This is a genomic window from Pseudomonas sp. EA_5y_Pfl2_R50 (genome assembly GCF_963970475.1).
In the GTDB taxonomy this organism is placed as follows: Bacteria; Pseudomonadota; Gammaproteobacteria; order Pseudomonadales; family Pseudomonadaceae; genus Aquipseudomonas.
Genome location: NZ_CAXAPT010000011.1, coordinates 24,403 through 41,662, shown reverse-complemented (window position 1 = coordinate 41,662; position 17,260 = coordinate 24,403). Strand labels below are relative to the sequence as shown.

Here is a 17,260-nt window from a genome sequence, read left to right as displayed (position 1 = left end):
TGGTAGAGTTGGCCCCCGCGTAATATTGCTAATGAAATATTCCGATATATTCAAGCCATCGAAGGCTCTTGAATTCCTCAGTAATCAGTGTTGAGACAATCAGCCAGTTCATGGGGCGGATGCAGGTAAACAATTCGCCCATGAATATCTAGCCAAGAATAATCCATATGATTCAACTCGATTTTTACGGAACACTCGTGGCCGCTTCCCTGGTACTTTTACTTGGGCGCGGACTTGTTGCGCGTGTTGGTTTCATGCGAAGTTACAATATTCCTGAGCCTGTAGCCGGTGGCCTGGTGGTCGCATTGCTTTTGTTGATTCTGCGATCATTCAATATTGAAGTGCGCTTTGATACTTCGCTTCAAACGCCGCTGATGCTGGCCTTTTTTGCCACCATCGGTTTGAGCGCTGATTTTGCGAGCCTGAAGAAAGGCGGGCGTATCGTCGGGATATTCCTGTTGGCAGTGACCGGGCTGTTAGTGGTGCAGAACGCAATGGGTATCGGGCTGGCAACCATGCTCGGGCTCGACCCTTTGATGGGGCTGTTGACCGGCTCCATCACCCTGGCAGGCGGCCACGGCACCGGAGCCGCATGGGGTACGGCGTTCAGCGAGAATTACGGTCTGGCGTCGGCTTCCGAGCTGGCGATGGCCTCCGCGACGTTTGGTCTGGTGCTGGGTGGTCTGATCGGAGGCCCGGTTGCGCGTTTGCTGATCAAGCGTGTTGAAGTGCCGGGCTGCAATCAACAGGAAGCGCCGCGGTTGCCCAAGGGCTTTGAGCAGCCGAACAAAGAGCGCTCGATCACACCTTTCTCGTTTATCGAAACCCTGGCACTGATCGCCGTCAGCCTGTTGGCCGGCAGTCTGCTCAATGGCTGGCTGCAAGGAACTGCGCTCGAACTGCCGACGTTCGTCTGTGTGCTGTTTGTGGGAGTGATTTTGCGCAACAGTCTTTCGGCGCTGGGCTTGTATCAGGTGTTTGAACGTGAGGTCTCGGTGTTGGGCAACGTCAGCCTGTCACTGTTTCTGGCAATCGCCCTGATGTCGCTCAAATTGTGGGATCTGGCTGCACTGGCGCTGCCGATTTTCATCATTCTGGCAGCGCAGGCTTTAGTCATGGCGCTGTTCGCGATTTTCGTTACTTTCCGGGTGATGGGCAGCCATTACGACGCCGCCGTACTTGCTGCGGGACATTGCGGTTTCGGCCTCGGCGCCACACCGACCGCCATCGCCAACATGCAGGCGGTGACACAGCGCTTCGGGCCATCGCAGATCGCGTTTCTGGTGGTGCCGATGGTGGGAGCGTTCTTCATCGACATCATCAATGTCATCGTGATCAAACTTTATCTGGCCCTGCCATTCTTCGTGGCTGTTTAGGTTGGGTTTGCTTTGACTGACGCATAAAAAATGCCCGCATCTTGCGATACGGGCATTTTTTGTACGGCGAATTGACGCTTAGATGGTCAGCGTCCAGTCGTAGTCGACGATCAGCGGTGCGTGTTGCGAGAACCGCGGCTGACGTGGCAGACGTGCGCTGCGCACGAAGCGTCGCAGGCCTGGCGTCAGGATCTGGTAGTCGAAGCGCCAGCCCAGATTGAGCATCTCGGCCTGTTCGTTGTCCGGCCACCAGCTGTACTGGTCACCTTCACGGCTGACTTCGCGCAGGGCGTCGACGTAACCCATGTTGCCGACAATCTCGTCCATCCAGGCGCGTTCCGGCGCCAGGAAGCCCGGGGATTGCTGGCTGTCGCGCCAGTTCTTGATGTCGAGTTTCTGCTGCGCCACGTACAACGAGCCACAATAAATGTACTCGCGACGTTTGCGTCGCTGTTTGTCCAGGTACTTGCCGAAGTCGTCCATGAGCTTGAACTTCTGGTTCAAGTCCTCATCGCCGTTCATCCCCGAAGGAAGCAGCAAGGTGGCAATACTGACTTTGTCGAAATCTGCTTGCAGGTAGCGCCCGTAGCGGTCGGCCGTCTCGAAACCGAGACCGCTGATGACAGCCTTCGGTTGCAACCGCGAGTACAAAGCCACGCCGCCTTGGGCAGGGACTTCAGCATCGCAGGCATAAAGGAAGTAGCCATCCAGTTGGAAGGCTGGGTCATCCAGTTCAAAGGCGGAGGCACGGGTGTCCTGCAGGCAGATGACGTCGGCATTCTGTGCTTGCAGCCAACTGAGCAAACCACGCTCGACTGCAGCCTGAATACCATTGACGTTCACACTGATGATCCGCATAAATGGCCCCAAAAATCGCGTGCGTGTATGATACACGGCGTCAAGCTAATTAGCTAAATCCGTGGTATTTGGGGTTTTTTTCATGCAAGCGTATCAGCGCGATTTCATTCGTTTTGCCATCGATCGCGGCGTTTTGCGCTTCGGTGAGTTCACCCTGAAGTCCGGGCGCACCAGTCCCTACTTCTTCAACGCCGGCCTGTTCAACTCGGGCTCGGCCCTGGCGCAGCTGGGGCGTTTCTACGCTGCAGCCATCGCTGAAAGCGGCATTCCTTTCGACGTTCTGTTCGGCCCGGCTTACAAAGGCATTCCGCTGGCGGCGACCACCGCCGTCGCGCTGGCCGAGCATCACGGCCGTGATCTGCCATGGTGCTTCAACCGCAAGGAAGCCAAGGCCCACGGCGAAGGTGGCAGCCTGGTGGGCGCGCCGCTGACCGGCGACGTGCTGATCATCGACGACGTGATCACCGCGGGTACCGCAATCCGCGAAGTGATGCAGATCATCGCTTCCCAGGACGGCGCCAAAGCGGCTGGTGTGTTGATCGCCCTGAACCGTCAGGAGCGTGGCAACGGTGAGTTGTCGGCGATTCAGGAAGTCGAGCGCGATTTCGGCATTCCGGTGATCAGCATCGTTTCTCTGAACCAGGTGCTGGAATTCCTCGCTGACGATCCGCAGCTAAAGCAGCACTTGCCAGCCGTGGAAGCGTATCGCGCCCAGTTTGGCGTCTGATTGCGACCGGCTTTGCATTCGCGAGCAAGCCCGCTACCACGTCGGATTGTCGGTAATAAAAAGACCCCGTTCAGTCACGCTGAATGGGGTCTTCTGGTTTTTGGCTAGCGCAGGTTCCGCCATTTTCGCAGCAAGTTCACGGCCAGCCCTGCGTTTATCAGCGCAAATGCCAAAAGCGCCAGCACGACCATCACGTACAGCGTGCGATCCACATCAAAATCCCACAGAGCGAATTCACTGCTGCCCAAGATGCCTGCTGCGGCGGGCAGGTTGACGTAAAACAACGCTGAAAAAGCGCACGTCAGTGGCAGCGCTCGCCAGTAAAGGGCATCCCTGACCTTTTTCCGGCTGCGCCTTCTGTTCTGTGGGCCTGACTGGAATTCATCCAGCGACAAGGCCTCATCGAGCGTCGGCCATGCCAGATTGAACATGAATGTGGTCAGGGTCAGCAGCAAGCCACTGACCGCGACGATGTCACTGAACGGCATTGAGTCCGAGCGTGGCGCACAGCAAATCGTGAGAATCCTCACTGATCTCGAACTGCCCGGCGCTGCCCTTACGCTTGGTGATAGGTTTGAAGGTCGGCTCGTTCTGGGTGATCAGCATGTTCAGCTCGTCGCGGATCACGTCCGAGCTGATGACCACCAGATACACAGTTTGCGCATATTCCGCAGACGCCACGACCGCACGCATGCTGTGTTGCAGGATGTCATCGAGCTGATTGCGAAACCGCGACACCGTGTTCTTCAGCAGGGTTTTGCTTTGGCTCTGGGTCAACTGAAAGATCGTCGAAATCTGCGATTCCGTCGGCAAGGTCTGCCCGAAGTAGCTTTGAATCAGGTAGAGCAGGCGATCCTGCTTGGCTTCGTCGGCCCGGCTGGGCATGCCGCCCTCGACCAGCATTTTCAGGTATTCCGTCAGGCTGGCCTTGGCGATGCGCTGAAGGGCGTGGGTAATTTCGGCGTCGTTGATGCGCAGCGTCTTCTTGACCGGTTCCTTCTGTTCCTGCTCGAAAGCGTCGGCGTCGATCGTGAACGAAATCTGCATGATTCAGCCCTCCACGATCAATGGGAAGACTGGCCTGGGTACGGATCTGCCGCTGCATCGCCCTGGCCGGTCTGAATGTTCCAACCGTTGAGCACGTGGGTGCTGGGCTGGTAGTCAGGGCAGGGCGGCAGCGAGGTTTTCGACTGGTTGGAGTATTTGCGTCCACAGTCTGCACACTCATAGGTGCCTGCTGAAACGTCGCTGCCGTAAGGTACGTGGTCTTTTTGCATGAGGAAGATCTCCTGTGGATTCAGGGAAGATCCTATGGGGATTGTTGCTTTTGCGATGTCGGACGTTTCGTTGATGAGTGTCAGACGTTTCTCTAGCGCACAAAAAAGATCGCAGACTTCGCCAGCACCTACAGAAATTTCATACAGATGAAATTCGCTTTCGTAGGTGCTGGCGCAGGCTGCGATCTTTTGCGTTTCAGCGATCAGTGACGCTTGCGATTGCTGATCAGCGTACCTACACCGGTGTCGGTGAAGATTTCCAGAAGGATCGCGTTAGGCACACGACCGTCGATGATCAACGAGCTGCCAACGCCGCCCTGAACTGCTTCCAGCGCGCAACGGATCTTTGGCAGCATGCCGCCGTAGATGGTGCCGTCGGCGATCAGATCGTCGACCTGCTGCGTGCTCAGGCCGGTCAATACGGTGCCCGACTTGTCCATCAGGCCTGCGATGTTGGTCAGCAGCATGAGCTTTTCGGCTTTCAGCGCTTCGGCCACCTTGCCGGCGACCAGGTCAGCATTGATGTTGTACGACTCGCCGTTTTCGCCGACGCCGATTGGCGCGATGACCGGGATGAAGTTGCCTTTGACCAGCAGGTTCAGCAGTTCGGTGTTGATCCCGACCACTTCGCCGACGTGGCCGATGTCGATGATTTCCGGCTGGGTCATCTCCGGGGTCTGGCGGGTGACGGTGAGCTTTTTCGCACGAATCAGCCCGGCGTCTTTGCCGGTCAGACCGATGGCGCTGCCGCCGTGACGGTTGATCAGGTTGACGATGCTCTTGTTGACCTGACCGCCGAGGACCATTTCCACCACGTCCATGGTCGCGGCGTCGGTGACGCGCATGCCATCGACAAAGTGGCTTTCAATCGACAGGCGCTTGAGCAGATCACCGATCTGCGGGCCGCCGCCGTGCACGACCACCGGGTTGATCCCCACGGCTTTCATCAGCACGATGTCGCGGGCGAAGCCGGTTTTCAGCTCCTCGCTTTCCATCGCGTTGCCGCCGTATTTGATCACCAGGGTCTTGCCGACATAGCGTCGGATGTAAGGCAGCGCTTCGGACAGGACCTTGGCAGTGTTGGCGGCGGCATCGCGTTCGAGGGTCATTCAGGGCTCCGGGTGGATCAGAACGGTAGTTGGAGATCGGGTGCAACGCGTTTCAGTTGGGCGTGGAACACATCTTTGATGCGCTGCAATTCAGCCTCGTCATCGGCCTCAAAACGCAGCACCAGCACCGGTGTGGTGTTGGAGGCGCGCACCAGGCCCCAGCCTTTGGCGTAATCGACTCGCACGCCGTCGATGGTGGTCAGGTCAGCGCCTGCACCCCACTGTGCGTCGTGCAGCGCATCAATGATGCTGAATTTGCTCTCTTCGGTCACATGGATATTGATTTCCGGCGTAGAAATATCGTTCGGGAAGGTCGCAAACAGCTCTTCCGCGGTGGATTTTTCCTTGCTGAGGATCTCCAGCAGCCGTGCGGCGCTGTAGATGCCGTCGTCGAAACCGAACCAGCGCTCCTTGAAGAAGATGTGCCCGCTCATTTCACCAGCCAATAGCGCGCCGGATTGTTTCATTTTCTTTTTGATCAACGAATGACCAGTCTTCCACATTAGCGGCCGACCACCGTATTCCTTGATCAGCGGCACCAGGCGGCGGGTGCATTTGACGTCGAAAATGATTTCCGCGTCCGGGTTACGCGCCACCACGTCACGGGCGAACAGCATCAGCAGGCGATCCGGGTAGACGATGCTGCCGGTGTTGGTCACCACGCCGACTCGGTCGCCGTCACCGTCGAAAGCCAGGCCGATGTCAGCGTTGGTTTCCTTGACCTTGGCGATCAGGTCGACGAGGTTCTCAGGCTTGCCCGGGTCCGGGTGGTGGTTCGGGAAGTTGCCGTCGACTTCGCAGAACAACGGAATGACTTCGCAGTTCAGTGCTTCGATCAGTTGCGGGGCGATCACGCCGGCCGCGCCGTTGCCGCAATCGACCACGACTTTCAGGCGCCGGGCCAATTTGATGTCCTGGACGATTTCGGTGTTGTAGCGGTCGAGGATTTCGACCTGGGTAACGCTACCTGCACCGCTGCTCAGGTTGTTGGTCTTGATGCGCTCGTGCAGCACCTGGATCTGTTCGTTGGCGAGGGTGTCGCCGGCGATGACGATCTTGAAGCCATTGTAGTTCGACGGGTTGTGGCTGCCGGTGAGCATCACCCCGGATTTGCCTGCCAGCACGCTGGCGGCGTAATACAGCGCCGGCGTCGGCACCAGACCGACGTCGCTGACGTGGCAGCCGCTCTCGGCGATACCGCGGATCAGCTCTGCTACCAGTTCCGGGCCGGACAAGCGGCCGTCACGACCGACCGACACGTTCGGCTCGCCTTGGGCCAGGCTCTGCGAACCAATGGCGCGGCCGATCCAGTAAGCGGTTTCGGCGTTGAGGAATTCCGGCACGGTGCCGCGAATGTCATAAGCGCGGAAAATGCTGTCGGGCAGCTTCGGGGCAATCTTGGCTGGGGTGCTCATCTGCACAAATGCTCCATCTCGAAAGTGGCGGGACAGACCGACGAATCGTTCGACGGCAGGCTCAAACTGAAGGGTATGACGGCGTTTTCCACAGAGAGTTCGTGGTGTGAAAGGGCCATGACGCCTCGGCTGGCGCGGCTTTCGGCCGGCAAAACCTTGATTTTCGGTGTTAAAACCTGCTGTTGAAAATGCACGAATTTCCCCTGCAGGAGCCGCCGAAAGCTGCTCCTGCCAGGGTGTTATTCGCTTATTTGGTGCCGGTGTGGCCAAACCCGCCGGTGCCGCGTTCGGTTTCGACGAACTCCTCAACCATTTCGAAGTGCGCCTGTACTACCGGTACCAGCACCAGTTGCGCCAGACGTTCGCCGACGGTCATGGTGAAGTCGGTCTGGCCACGGTTCCAGCACGACACCATCAGCGGGCCTTGGTAATCGGAGTCGATCAGGCCGACAAGGTTGCCCAGCACGATGCCGTGCTTATGGCCCATGCCCGAGCGCGGCAGGATCAGCGCGGCCAGGTTCGGGTCGCCGATGTACACCGACAGGCCGGTAGGGATCAGCACGGTTTCACCCGGTTTGATGACGATGTCCTGCTCCAGCATGGCGCGCAGGTCGAGGCCGGCGGAGCCTGGTGTGGCGTATTGCGGCAGCGGGAATTCAGTGCCGATGCGTGGGTCGAGGATCTTGGCTTGCAAAGCGTGCATGTAAATTAAACCTGGTTCAGACGTTCGGCGATAAAAGTGACCAGTTGGCGAGCGATCTTGCTCTTGCTGGTCTGGGCGAAAACCGTGGCGTGCAGCGCACGGTCAATCACGCTGCAGGCGTTTTCTTCGCTGTTGAAACCGATGCTCGGGTTGGCGACGTCGTTGGCGACGATCAAATCGAGATTCTTGTCTTTCAGCTTGCGTGCAGCGTAGTCGAGCAGGTGTTCGGTCTCGGCGGCGAAGCCGACACTGAACGGACGGTCGGGACGGGTCGCGATAGTGGCGAGGATGTCCGGGTTACGCACCATTTGCAGGACGAAGCCGTCACCGCTCGTAGGATCTTTCTTGAGTTTTTGCGGGGCCACGACTTCCGGGCGGTAGTCCGCCACGGCTGCCGAGGCGATAAACACGTCGCACGGAATCGCGGATTCACAAGCGGCGAGCATGTCGCGGGCGCTGACCACGTCGATGCGCGTGACGCGATCCGGGGTTGGCAGGTGTACCGGGCCGCTGATCAAGGTCACGCGAGCGCCGGCTTCAACGGCCGCTTCGGCCAAGGCAAAGCCCATTTTCCCGGAGCTGTGGTTGGTAATGTAGCGCACCGGGTCGATGTTTTCCTGGGTCGGGCCGGCGGTAATGACCACGTGCTTGCCGGTCAGCGCCTGACGCTGGAAGCAATCCGCCGCGCACTGCGCCAGATCGGTCGCTTCCATCATGCGGCCCATGCCGACGTCGCCACAGGCCTGGCTGCCCGAGGCCGGGCCGAAAGTCTTCAGGCCACGGCTTTCCAGGAGTTGCAGGTTGGCCTGGGTGGCCGGGTCGCGCCACATCGCCTGGTTCATCGCTGGAGCAACGGCGACGACAGCGTCGGTGGCCAGCACCAAAGTGGTCAGCAAATCGTTGGCGATGCCTTGGGCCAGACGGGCGAGCAGGTCGGCGGTGGCCGGGGCGATCAGCACCAGATCGGCCCACTTGGCCAGCTCGATGTGGCCCATCGCGGCTTCTGCGGCCGGGTCGAGCAAGTCGAGGTGCACCGGGTGACCGGACAGGGCCTGCATGGTCAGCGGGGTGATGAACTCGGCGCCGCCATGTGTCATGACCACGCGCACTTCAGCGCCCTGGTCGATCAGGCGACGAACCAGATCGGCGCTCTTGTAGGCCGCGATGCCGCCGCCGACGCCCAGAACGATGCGTTTCCGATACAGCCGCTGCATAGGTCTGCCTTTCATTTCGTTGGGGACATACGTGGCGAAACCCCCTCCCCAGGGTGAATTCGCCCGCAAAAAAGATGGGCTACGATATCACAGCGCCCGCTAGGGAACAGCGGCGCCCACAGACAAGGAATGTGTATGAGTATTCGCGATTGGCCTGCGGCTGAACGGCCGCGGGAAAGGTTATTGGAACATGGCGCAGCGAGCCTGTCGGACGCTGAGTTATTGGCCATTTTTCTACGCACCGGCTTGCCCGGAATAAGTGCGGTGGATCTGGCGCGCAATCTGCTGACTCAATTCGGCAGCCTGCGTTTGCTGCTTGAGGCCGATCAGGACGCATTCAGCAAACAATTGGGGCTCGGGCCGGCGAAGTTTGCGCAACTGCAAGCTGCCCAGGAAATGAACAGGCGGCACCTGGCCGAGCAGTCACGAGCAAAACCGGCACTGGAAAACCCGAGAGCTGTCCGCGATTTCCTCAAGGCCATGCTGCGGCATGAGCCCCATGAGGTGTTCGGCTGCCTGTTTCTCAATTCAAAACACCAAGTGCTGAATTTCGAAGCGCTGTTTCGCGGCTCTATCGACAACACCAGCGTTCATCCCCGGCAAGTGGTCAAACGCGCGCTGGCGAATAACGCTGCTGCGCTGATCCTGTGTCACAACCATCCATCCGGAAATCCTGAGCCCAGTCAGGCGGACCGGCTTCTGACCAAGCGCTTGCAAAAGGCGCTGGAGCTGATTGATGTGCGGGTGCTCGACCACTTCATCGTGGGCGACGGTGAACCGCTGTCGATGGCGGAGAATGGCTGGATGTAAATCTGCAGGGTAAAACGCTCAACCTTTGTGGGAGCGGGCTAGCCCGCTCCCACAATGGGATTCAGGGTGTGAGCGGTTATTTGACGTTGACCTTGGAATAGTCCTGCCGGCCAAACGGGCTGACCGAGTAACCCTGCACGTCCTTGCGCGTCAGTGCATACGCCGTCGGATGCGCCAGCGGCAACCACAGCGCCTGCTGCTGAATCTGCGTCTGCGCTTGTTCATACAGCTTGGTGCGCACGCCTTGTTCGCTGGTGGTCTTGCCGGCGCTGATCAGCTTGTCCAGATCGGCATTGCAGTAGCGCGCGAAGTTGGTGCCCGACTTGACCGCCGCGCAGGAAAACTGCGGTGTGAGGAAGTTGTCCGGATCGCCGTTGTCGCCGGCCCAACCCATGAACAGCAGATCATGCTCGCCGGCCTTGGCGCGACGAATCAGCTCGCCCCACTCGATCACGCGGATTTCCGCCTGAATGCCGATTTCTGCCAGATCCGACTGCAACATCTGCGCGCCCAGGCTCGGGTTCGGATTGAGCAGGCTGCCCGAAGGACGCGTCCAGATGGTGGTCTGGAAGCCATCCTTCAGCCCGGCCTTGGCCAACAGCGCCTTGGCTTTGGCGACATCGTGCGGATAGCCAGGCAGGTTCTTCGCGTAACTCCACGTGTTCGGTGGATAGGGGCCGTTGGCAGCTTGCGCCGTGTCTTCAAACACAGCCTTGATGTAGTTGGCCTTGTCGAAGGCGAGGTTGATCGCTTGGCGCACTTCCGGCTTGTCCAGCGGCGGATGCTGGCTGTTGATGCCGACGAAAGCAGTCATGAACGCATCAGTCTTTTCGACTTTCAGCGTCGGTTCTTTCAGCGCGGCCTGTACGTCGAGGGGTTTCGGCGACAGGGCGATCTGACACTCATTGCGCCGCAATTTTTGCAGGCGCACGTTGGCGTCTGGAGTAATGGCGAAGATCAACGGGTCGACCGAAGGCTTGCCGCCGAAGTAGTCCGGGTTGGCCTTGTAGCGGATCGCGGCGTCTTTCTGGAAGCGGTTGAAGACGAACGGGCCGGTGCCGATCGGCTGGCTGTTGAGTTTTTCGGTCGCGCCGGCTTTCATCAGTTTGTCGGCGTATTCGGCGGAGTAAATTGAAGCGAAGCCCATGCTCAGGGTTGCCAGGAACGTCGAATCCGGGTGATCAAGGGTGAAGCGCACGGTCAGCGGATCGAGTGCATCGATCTTCTTGATCAGTGTCGGCAACTGCATCGACTGCGCATGCGGGAAACCGCTCTGGGCGACTTTGTGCCAAGGGTTGGCCGGGTCGAGCATGCGGTCGAAACTGAATTTGACGTCTTCAGCGGTCAGCTCGCGGCTCGGCTTGAAGTATTCGGTGCTGTGAAATTTCACCTGCGGATGCAGCTTGAATACGTAGGTCAGACCATCGGTACTGACTTCCCAGCTGTCGGCCAGGCTTGGTACGACTTTGCCGCTGGCGGTGTCGAAGTCCACCAGGCGGTTCATCAGCACATCAGCGGAGGCGTTGGTGGTGGTCAGCGAGTTGTACTGCACCACGTCGAACCCTTCCGGGCTGGCCTCGGTGCAGACGCTCAGCGCGGCGGCCTGGGCCAGGGGGCTCAGCAGGAGCGGGGCGAGCAGCAGGGGTAGGGCAGCGAGGCGCATGGTCGGTTTCCTTTTACAGATCGAAGGCCCATCTGCAAGTGCAGTCTGGAAAAGGCCTACCCTAGAGGGCTGGATTACAAATGACTATCCCCTTTTTGCATTTAAAGGGCACAGTGATGGCAATTTTTCAGACCGCGGCGTCTCGCGAAAAGTCTGAAACGTCTGCGCAGACGATTTTCTGCGACGAGTGGTAAAAATCGATGTCAGCCTTTATCCAAGGCGTTCGCCGGCCGGAAAAACGCCTTTTTGCCGATTGATTGCACACCGATTGTTGTTGCTCCGAAGTCTTTCTGGTATAAAGCAGCGCTCTTTTCTAGGGGCCCGGTTCCTTCACTGTAGGTGTAGCCGGTAAGACCTCTAAAGAAACGCGGCGCCTGGCGCCAAATGACTGAGAGATTAAGCGGCCAACCCATGCCGGGTTGGGCATGTGGTTTTAGAGGGCTGAGGCATGTCGAGAGTATGTCAAGTTACCGGTAAGGGTCCGGTGACTGGGAATAACATTTCCCACGCAAACAACAAAACCCGTCGTCGTTTCCTGCCGAACCTGCAGCATCACCGCTTCTGGGTTGAAGAAGAGAAACGTTTTGTGCGTCTGCGCGTATCTGCCAAAGGCATGCGTATCATCGACAAGCGTGGCATCACTGTCGTGCTCGCCGAACTTCGCCGCGATGGCAAGATTTAAGGGAGCTAATCATGCGTGAATTGATTCGTTTGATCTCGAGCGCCGGTACTGGTCACTTCTACACTACCGACAAGAACAAGCGTACTACCCCGGACAAAATCGAGATCAAGAAATATGATCCGGTTGTTCGCAAGCACGTGATGTACAAGGAAGGCAAAATCAAGTAATTGATTTTTCCGGACTTACGAAAAAGGCCCGTATCTCAGGATACGGGCCTTTTTTGTTGCCTCGATTTTTGTGTCGCCTGTCCTGACGCCTTCGCGAGCAAGCCCGCTGCCACACTGGAATGCGGTCGAATGTGGGAGCGGGCTTGCTCGCGCAGGGGCCGGCCCAGACACCACCTCAAACCATCAGGCTTTCTGTTCGAAAATCACATAGACCTTGCGGCAAGCCTCCAGCACCTCCCAGGTGCCACGGAAACCTGCTGGAATGACAAAACGGTCGCCAACGCGCAACGTTCTGGCATTGCCATCGCTGTCACGCAGCACTGAAACGCCCTGCAAAATCTCGCAGTATTCATGCTCGGTGTAATTCACCGTCCACTGCCCAACCGCGCCTTCCCAAACGCCGACGCCCATTTGCCCGCAAGGGCTGTCGTATTGATGGAACACGGCTTGTTCAGGGTCGCCCTTAAGTACCTTGGTCGGGTCCGGGCGATAGCGCTCGGCTTCGCTGCTGGCCAGGCTGATGTCGACGACGTTCTGGATGTTCATTGTTGTTTTCTCCCGTAAAGGACGACGCGATGGTTGGAATGGGCCGAAGTCTATGTTTATTAAAATGAACACCGCAAGGCTGTATAGCTGCCTTGTGTCAAATATATTGAAACAACCCCGGCCGCTGGTTTAGGGTGGCGGGTGCCTTGGGCCGAAATGCAGGCTGGCCGGGCAGAATTTTTGAGGACGCTGGCGAACATCGCGCGGCGCTCGTATTCAACAAGAGGAGGACACTTAAATGACCACCCTGACTCGTGCCGACTGGGAACAACGCGCTCGCGACCTGAAGATCGAAGGCCGCGCCTACCTCAATGGCGAATACACCGACGCCGTCTCTGGCGAAACCTTCGAGTGCATCAGCCCGGTTGATGGCCGTCTGCTCGGCAGGATCGCCAGCTGTGACGCCGCCGACGCCCAACGCGCCGTGGAAAACGCCCGCGCTACGTTCAATTCTGGCGTCTGGTCGCGCCTGGCGCCGACCAAACGCAAAGCCACCATGATTCGTTTTGCCGGGCTGTTGAAGCAGCACGCCGAAGAGCTGGCCCTGCTCGAAACCCTCGACATGGGCAAGCCGATCAGCGATTCGCTGTACATCGACGTACCGGGCGCGGCGCAAGCGCTGAGCTGGAGCGGCGAAGCCATCGACAAGATCTACGACGAAGTGGCGGCCACGCCGCACGACCAGTTGGGTCTGGTGACCCGCGAGCCAGTGGGTGTAGTCGGCGCGATTGTGCCGTGGAACTTCCCCCTGATGATGGCCTGCTGGAAACTCGGCCCGGCGCTGTCGACCGGTAACTCGGTGATCCTCAAGCCGTCGGAAAAGTCGCCGCTGACCGCCATCCGCATCGCGGCGCTGGCCGTTGAAGCCGGTATTCCGAAAGGCGTGCTCAACGTGCTGCCAGGCTATGGCCACACCGTCGGCAAGGCTCTTGCCCTGCACAACGATGTCGACACGCTGGTGTTCACCGGTTCGACCAAGATCGCCAAGCAACTGATGATCTATTCCGGCGAATCGAACATGAAGCGCGTGTGGCTGGAAGCTGGCGGCAAGAGCCCGAACATCGTCTTTGCCGATGCGCCGGATCTGCAAGCTGCCGCTGAATCCGCCGCCAGTGCCATCGCCTTCAACCAGGGCGAAGTCTGCACCGCTGGTTCGCGCCTGCTGGTCGAGCGTTCGATCAAGGACAAGTTCCTGCCGATGGTGATCAAAGCGCTGAAGTCCTGGAAACCGGGCAACCCGTTGGACCCGGCGACCAACGTCGGTGCGCTGGTCGATACCCAGCAGATGAACACCGTGCTGTCGTACATCGAGTCGGGTCATACCGATGGCGCCAAACTGGTGGCTGGCGGTAAACGCATTCTTCAGGAAACCGGTGGCACTTACGTCGAGCCGACGATCTTCGACGGCGTGAGCAATGCGATGAAAATTGCCCAGGAAGAGATCTTTGGCCCGGTGCTGTCGGTCATCGCTTTCGATACTGCCGAGGAAGCCATCCAGATCGCCAACGATACGCCTTATGGTCTGGCCGCGGCCGTGTGGACCCAGGACATCTCCAAGGCGCACCTGACCGCCAAAGCCCTGCGTGCCGGTAGCGTGTGGGTCAACCAGTACGATGGCGGCGACATGACTGCGCCGTTCGGTGGCTTCAAGCAGTCGGGCAACGGTCGCGACAAGTCGCTGCATGCGTTCGACAAGTACACCGAGCTGAAAGCGACGTGGATCAAGCTGTAAGCCGTTAAGGGAGCCTGATCCAATCGGGCTCCCGAACCATGCAGAGACCCCCTGTGGGAGCGGGCTTGCTCGCGAAAGCGGTGTGTCAGTCAGCCCAAGCGCTGAGTGTGAAACCGTAATCGTGAGCAAGCCCGCTCCCACAGTGGTTTTGTGGTGCACATAAAAATAGTCCACAGGAGTGTGGAACATGCGGTGGGCGACGTATTTCGCCGTGTTGGCGTCTGTCTTGAGTGTCGGCCTGGCCCTGGGGGTCAGCATGCCGCTGGTTTCCTTGCGCCTGGAGGGTTGGGGCTACGGTTCCTTTGCCATCGGTGTGATGGCGGCGATGCCGGCCATTGGTGTGTTGCTGGGCGCGAAGATGTCCAGCCATCTGGCCGCGCGTTTTGGCACGGCCAACCTGATGCGCCTGTGCCTGTGGGCCGGGGCGCTGTCGATTGGCTTGCTGGCGCTGTTGCCGAGCTATCCGGTGTGGCTGCTGCTGCGGTTGATGATCGGCGTGATCCTGACCATCGTGTTCATCCTCGGCGAGAGCTGGATCAACCAACTGGTGGTTGAGCACTGGCGCGGGCGATTGGTGGCGCTGTATGGCAGCAGTTACGCGTTGAGCCAACTGTGTGGTCCGTTGCTGTTGGGTGCGCTGGGCACCGAGCATGATTACGGTTTCTGGGGCGGCGTCGGCCTGCTGTTGGTTTCGCCCTTGCTATTACTGGGTCGCAGCGGTGCGCCTGGCAGTGAAGCCAGCAGCGTGACGTTTCGCGATTTATGGGGATTTGCTCGCGAGTTGCCGGCCATTGCCTGGGCGGTGTCGTTGTTTGCGGCCTTCGAGGCAATGATCCTGACCTTGCTGCCGGTGTATTGCCTGCAACAGGGTTTCACTGCTGAAATCGCCTTGGCGATGGTCAGCACCGTGGTGGTCGGTGATGCGCTGCTGCAATTGCCGATTGGCGCGTTGGCCGATTACCTGTCGCGGCGCACGCTGTTTGCCGGGTGCGCGGTGGTGCTGATGGTGTCGAGCCTGGCGATTCCGTTGTTGCTTGATACGCTGCTGATCTGGCCGCTGTGGGTGTTGTTCGGTGCCAGCGCCGGGGGGCTGTTTACCCTGTCGCTGATTCTGATCGGCGAGCGATATCGCGACGATGCGCTGGTGCGCGCCAATGCGCACATCGCGCAGCTTTGGGGTGTGGGTTGCCTGCTCGGGCCGCTCGCGGCGGGCGCGGGCAGCCAGTGGATCAACGGGCATGCGTTGCCGCTGTTGATGGCGATCGGGGCGTTCGGGTTGGTGATACTGCTCTTGCGCCAAGGGGCATTCGGGCCGGTGACCGAACCTGCATGAGTGCTCCCACAATGGATCTCTCTGGGGTTAAAGCATGCGTTCCAGGCCGACAGTGGTACTGAACCACGCATTGAACCGTCGCCACCAACTCCCCGGCTCTTTGGTCAGCGTGTGGATCTGGCCATTGTCCTCGGTCTCCCAGACGATCTCCCCGTTCTCCAGTTTTGCGTGGTAACTCAGCGCCGGCGCCATACCCTGCAAGGCCAGTTCACGCACATGCTCGGCCAGCTCGGGGCTGTCGACCAGGACCCCGACTTCGGTGTTCCACAGCACCGAGCGCGGGTCGAAGTTGAACGAGCCGATAAACGACTTCTGCCGGTCAAAGATTATCGCCTTGCTGTGCAGGCTGGAATCCGAGCCGCGATACGATTTGCTGTAAAACACATGCGGCCCGCTGCCATCGTTATCCCCAGGCTGGCGCCGCAGCTCATACAGTTTCACGCCATGCTCCAGCAAAGCCTTGCGGTACGGCGCATAGCCGCCGTGCACCGCCGGCACGTCGGTCGCCTCCAGCGAATTGGTCAGCAGGCTCACCGCAACACCGGCATCGGCGCGCCCGGTCAGGTACACCAACCCCGGTTGACCCGGCACGAAGTACGCCGAGATCATGATCAGCTCTTTGCTGACGCCACGCAGCTCAGGGGCCAGCTGTGTGGTCAGAAGCAATTGCGGGTCCGGTTCATCTTTGGCCAGCACCTTGCTCGGCGCATCCCACAGCGCCTGATTCCAGGCCCAGATCAGTTCCTTGCGCCAGATGTCCATGCGCGGCTCGGTCTTGAACGTCATCAACTGCTGATACAGCGCGTGGTTCTGTTGCCGGGTTTCTTCCAGGGATTGTTCCAGGCGCGTGCGGGTGTTCTGCAAGTCCCTGGCACTCGGTTTGCTGGAGAGAAATGCCTCGATCGGCTTGCTCAGTGCGCTGTTCCAGTACTGATCGAAACTGTGCCCGAGTTGCTCGGCGACCGGCCCGACACTGAGCATGTCGATGTCAGTGAAATTCAGGTTGGGCTCGGCGTCGAAATACTCATCTCCCAGATTGCGCCCGCCGACAATGGCCGCGCTGTTGTCCGCCAGCCACAGCTTGTTGTGCATGCGCCGGTGTTGCAGGGACAGGTTGAATAGCCGTCCCGCCGCGCGGGTGACGCCAGTGCTGCGACCGAGATGCAGGGGATTGAATAGTCGAATCTGGATCTGCGGATGCGCCGCCAGGGTGGCGATGATCTGATCGAGGCCGTCGCTGGTGGTGTCGTCGAGCAGGATGCGCACGCGCACACCGCGATCCGCAGCCTTGAGCACTTCATCCACCAGCATCCGCGTGCTGATGCCGTCATGGACGATGTAGTACTGCAAGTCGAGGCTGGTTTGCGCATGGCGGATCAGTTCGGCGCGAGCGGTGAAGGATTCAGTGCTGTTGGACAACAGGCGGAAGCCGGACTGGCCCTTGTAGGGCGCCGCTTGCGCCTGGATCGAGCGGCCAAAGCCGGAGCTGGAGGCTGGCAACGCCTGGCTTGGCTCGCGCGGTACATCGAGACTGGCACAGCCGCTCAGGAACGAGGCAAGTAACAGCAAAGCGGGTAGGGGCTGTCTGAAGCTCACGTAGGGTCGTTCCGGTTGGCGGCTGGGGTCGGCATATGGACGCTGGTCGGCA

At 59.3% G+C, this 17,260-nt stretch carries 17 protein-coding genes and 1 pseudogene; 7 read left to right on the top strand and 11 right to left on the bottom strand.

Annotated elements, in window-relative coordinates; all coding sequences use genetic code 11:
• Positions 1 to 167 precede the first annotated feature (167 nt).
• Positions 168 to 1,376, top strand: coding sequence for a sodium/glutamate symporter (gene gltS / locus AACY19_RS19065; RefSeq protein ID WP_339452880.1), 1,209 nt, complete (start codon positions 168 to 170; stop codon positions 1,374 to 1,376).
• Between the two features lie 78 nt (positions 1,377 to 1,454).
• On the opposite strand, the gene AACY19_RS19060 is transcribed toward gltS, so the two are convergent.
• Entirely contained in the window at positions 1,455 to 2,234 is a 780-nt protein-coding gene (locus AACY19_RS19060; RefSeq protein WP_007920349.1) for an exodeoxyribonuclease III, read from the bottom strand.
• A gap of 82 nt (positions 2,235 to 2,316) precedes the next feature.
• On the opposite strand from AACY19_RS19060, the gene pyrE reads away from it, so the two are divergent.
• On the top strand, positions 2,317 to 2,961 hold the full coding sequence (gene pyrE, locus AACY19_RS19055; RefSeq protein WP_186619259.1) for an orotate phosphoribosyltransferase: 645 nt from the start codon (positions 2,317 to 2,319) through the stop codon (positions 2,959 to 2,961).
• Between the two features lie 104 nt (positions 2,962 to 3,065).
• Here the strand turns inward: pyrE and AACY19_RS19050 are convergent, their stop codons facing one another.
• The 7 genes and pseudogenes from AACY19_RS19050 to coaBC form a co-directional block, all read right to left on the bottom strand.
• The gene (locus AACY19_RS19050) at positions 3,066 to 3,449 is read right to left on the bottom strand and encodes a hypothetical protein (RefSeq protein ID WP_339452872.1); all 384 of its coding nucleotides are present in this window, start codon (positions 3,447 to 3,449) and stop codon (positions 3,066 to 3,068) included.
• Positions 3,436 to 4,008: a hypothetical protein gene (locus tag AACY19_RS19045; RefSeq protein ID WP_339452870.1), complete on the bottom strand. Its 573-nt coding sequence runs from the start codon at positions 4,006 to 4,008 to the stop codon at positions 3,436 to 3,438. The genes AACY19_RS19050 and AACY19_RS19045 overlap by 14 nt, the downstream gene beginning before the upstream one ends.
• A gap of 17 nt (positions 4,009 to 4,025) precedes the next feature.
• Positions 4,026 to 4,238 carry a hypothetical protein gene (locus AACY19_RS19040; RefSeq protein ID WP_339452868.1) on the bottom strand — a complete coding sequence of 71 codons (213 nt, stop codon included), beginning with the start codon at positions 4,236 to 4,238 and terminating at the stop codon, positions 4,026 to 4,028.
• Between the two features lie 203 nt (positions 4,239 to 4,441).
• On the bottom strand, positions 4,442 to 5,347 hold the full coding sequence (gene argB, locus AACY19_RS19035) for an acetylglutamate kinase (RefSeq protein ID WP_115079687.1): 906 nt from the start codon (positions 5,345 to 5,347) through the stop codon (positions 4,442 to 4,444).
• A gap of 17 nt (positions 5,348 to 5,364) precedes the next feature.
• Positions 5,365 to 6,741 (bottom strand): annotated as a pseudogene (locus AACY19_RS19030) (phosphomannomutase/phosphoglucomutase); the annotation flags it as partial.
• 268 nt (positions 6,742 to 7,009) lie between these two features.
• Positions 7,010 to 7,465 (bottom strand): dUTP diphosphatase, encoded by a 456-nt coding sequence (gene dut, locus AACY19_RS19025; protein ID WP_016985816.1) that lies wholly within the window; start codon positions 7,463 to 7,465, stop codon positions 7,010 to 7,012.
• 5 nt (positions 7,466 to 7,470) lie between these two features.
• Positions 7,471 to 8,679 carry a bifunctional phosphopantothenoylcysteine decarboxylase/phosphopantothenate--cysteine ligase CoaBC gene (gene coaBC / locus AACY19_RS19020; protein WP_095119812.1) on the bottom strand — a complete coding sequence of 403 codons (1,209 nt, stop codon included), beginning with the start codon at positions 8,677 to 8,679 and terminating at the stop codon, positions 7,471 to 7,473.
• 135 nt (positions 8,680 to 8,814) lie between these two features.
• Between coaBC and radC the strand changes: the two genes are divergently transcribed.
• Positions 8,815 to 9,489, top strand: coding sequence for a RadC family protein (radC, locus tag AACY19_RS19015; RefSeq protein ID WP_339452861.1), 675 nt, complete (start codon positions 8,815 to 8,817; stop codon positions 9,487 to 9,489).
• A gap of 76 nt (positions 9,490 to 9,565) precedes the next feature.
• Here the strand turns inward: radC and AACY19_RS19010 are convergent, their stop codons facing one another.
• Positions 9,566 to 11,152, bottom strand: a complete 1,587-nt coding sequence (locus AACY19_RS19010) for an ABC transporter substrate-binding protein (protein ID WP_339452859.1) — start codon at positions 11,150 to 11,152, stop codon at positions 9,566 to 9,568.
• A gap of 448 nt (positions 11,153 to 11,600) precedes the next feature.
• Here AACY19_RS19010 and rpmB point away from each other — a divergent pair, with 448 nt between their 5' ends.
• Positions 11,601 to 11,834: a 50S ribosomal protein L28 gene (rpmB, locus tag AACY19_RS19005; RefSeq protein ID WP_007920377.1), complete on the top strand. Its 234-nt coding sequence runs from the start codon at positions 11,601 to 11,603 to the stop codon at positions 11,832 to 11,834.
• Positions 11,835 to 11,845: 11 nt separating this feature from the next.
• Positions 11,846 to 12,001 (top strand): 50S ribosomal protein L33, encoded by a 156-nt coding sequence (gene rpmG, locus AACY19_RS19000; RefSeq protein ID WP_016772554.1) that lies wholly within the window; start codon positions 11,846 to 11,848, stop codon positions 11,999 to 12,001.
• 183 nt (positions 12,002 to 12,184) lie between these two features.
• On the opposite strand, the gene AACY19_RS18995 is transcribed toward rpmG, so the two are convergent.
• Complete coding sequence (locus AACY19_RS18995) at positions 12,185 to 12,547, bottom strand: cupin domain-containing protein (RefSeq protein ID WP_339452857.1); 363 nt, start codon at positions 12,545 to 12,547, stop codon at positions 12,185 to 12,187.
• Between the two features lie 238 nt (positions 12,548 to 12,785).
• On the opposite strand from AACY19_RS18995, the gene AACY19_RS18990 reads away from it, so the two are divergent.
• Positions 12,786 to 14,279, top strand: coding sequence for an aldehyde dehydrogenase (locus tag AACY19_RS18990; RefSeq protein WP_339452855.1), 1,494 nt, complete (start codon positions 12,786 to 12,788; stop codon positions 14,277 to 14,279).
• Positions 14,280 to 14,466: 187 nt separating this feature from the next.
• Positions 14,467 to 15,612: an MFS transporter gene (locus tag AACY19_RS18985; RefSeq protein WP_339452853.1), complete on the top strand. Its 1,146-nt coding sequence runs from the start codon at positions 14,467 to 14,469 to the stop codon at positions 15,610 to 15,612.
• A gap of 27 nt (positions 15,613 to 15,639) precedes the next feature.
• Here AACY19_RS18985 and AACY19_RS18980 read toward each other — a convergent pair whose 3' ends face one another.
• Entirely contained in the window at positions 15,640 to 17,208 is a 1,569-nt protein-coding gene (locus AACY19_RS18980) for a phospholipase D family protein (protein WP_339452851.1), read from the bottom strand.
• Positions 17,209 to 17,260 lie beyond the last annotated feature (52 nt).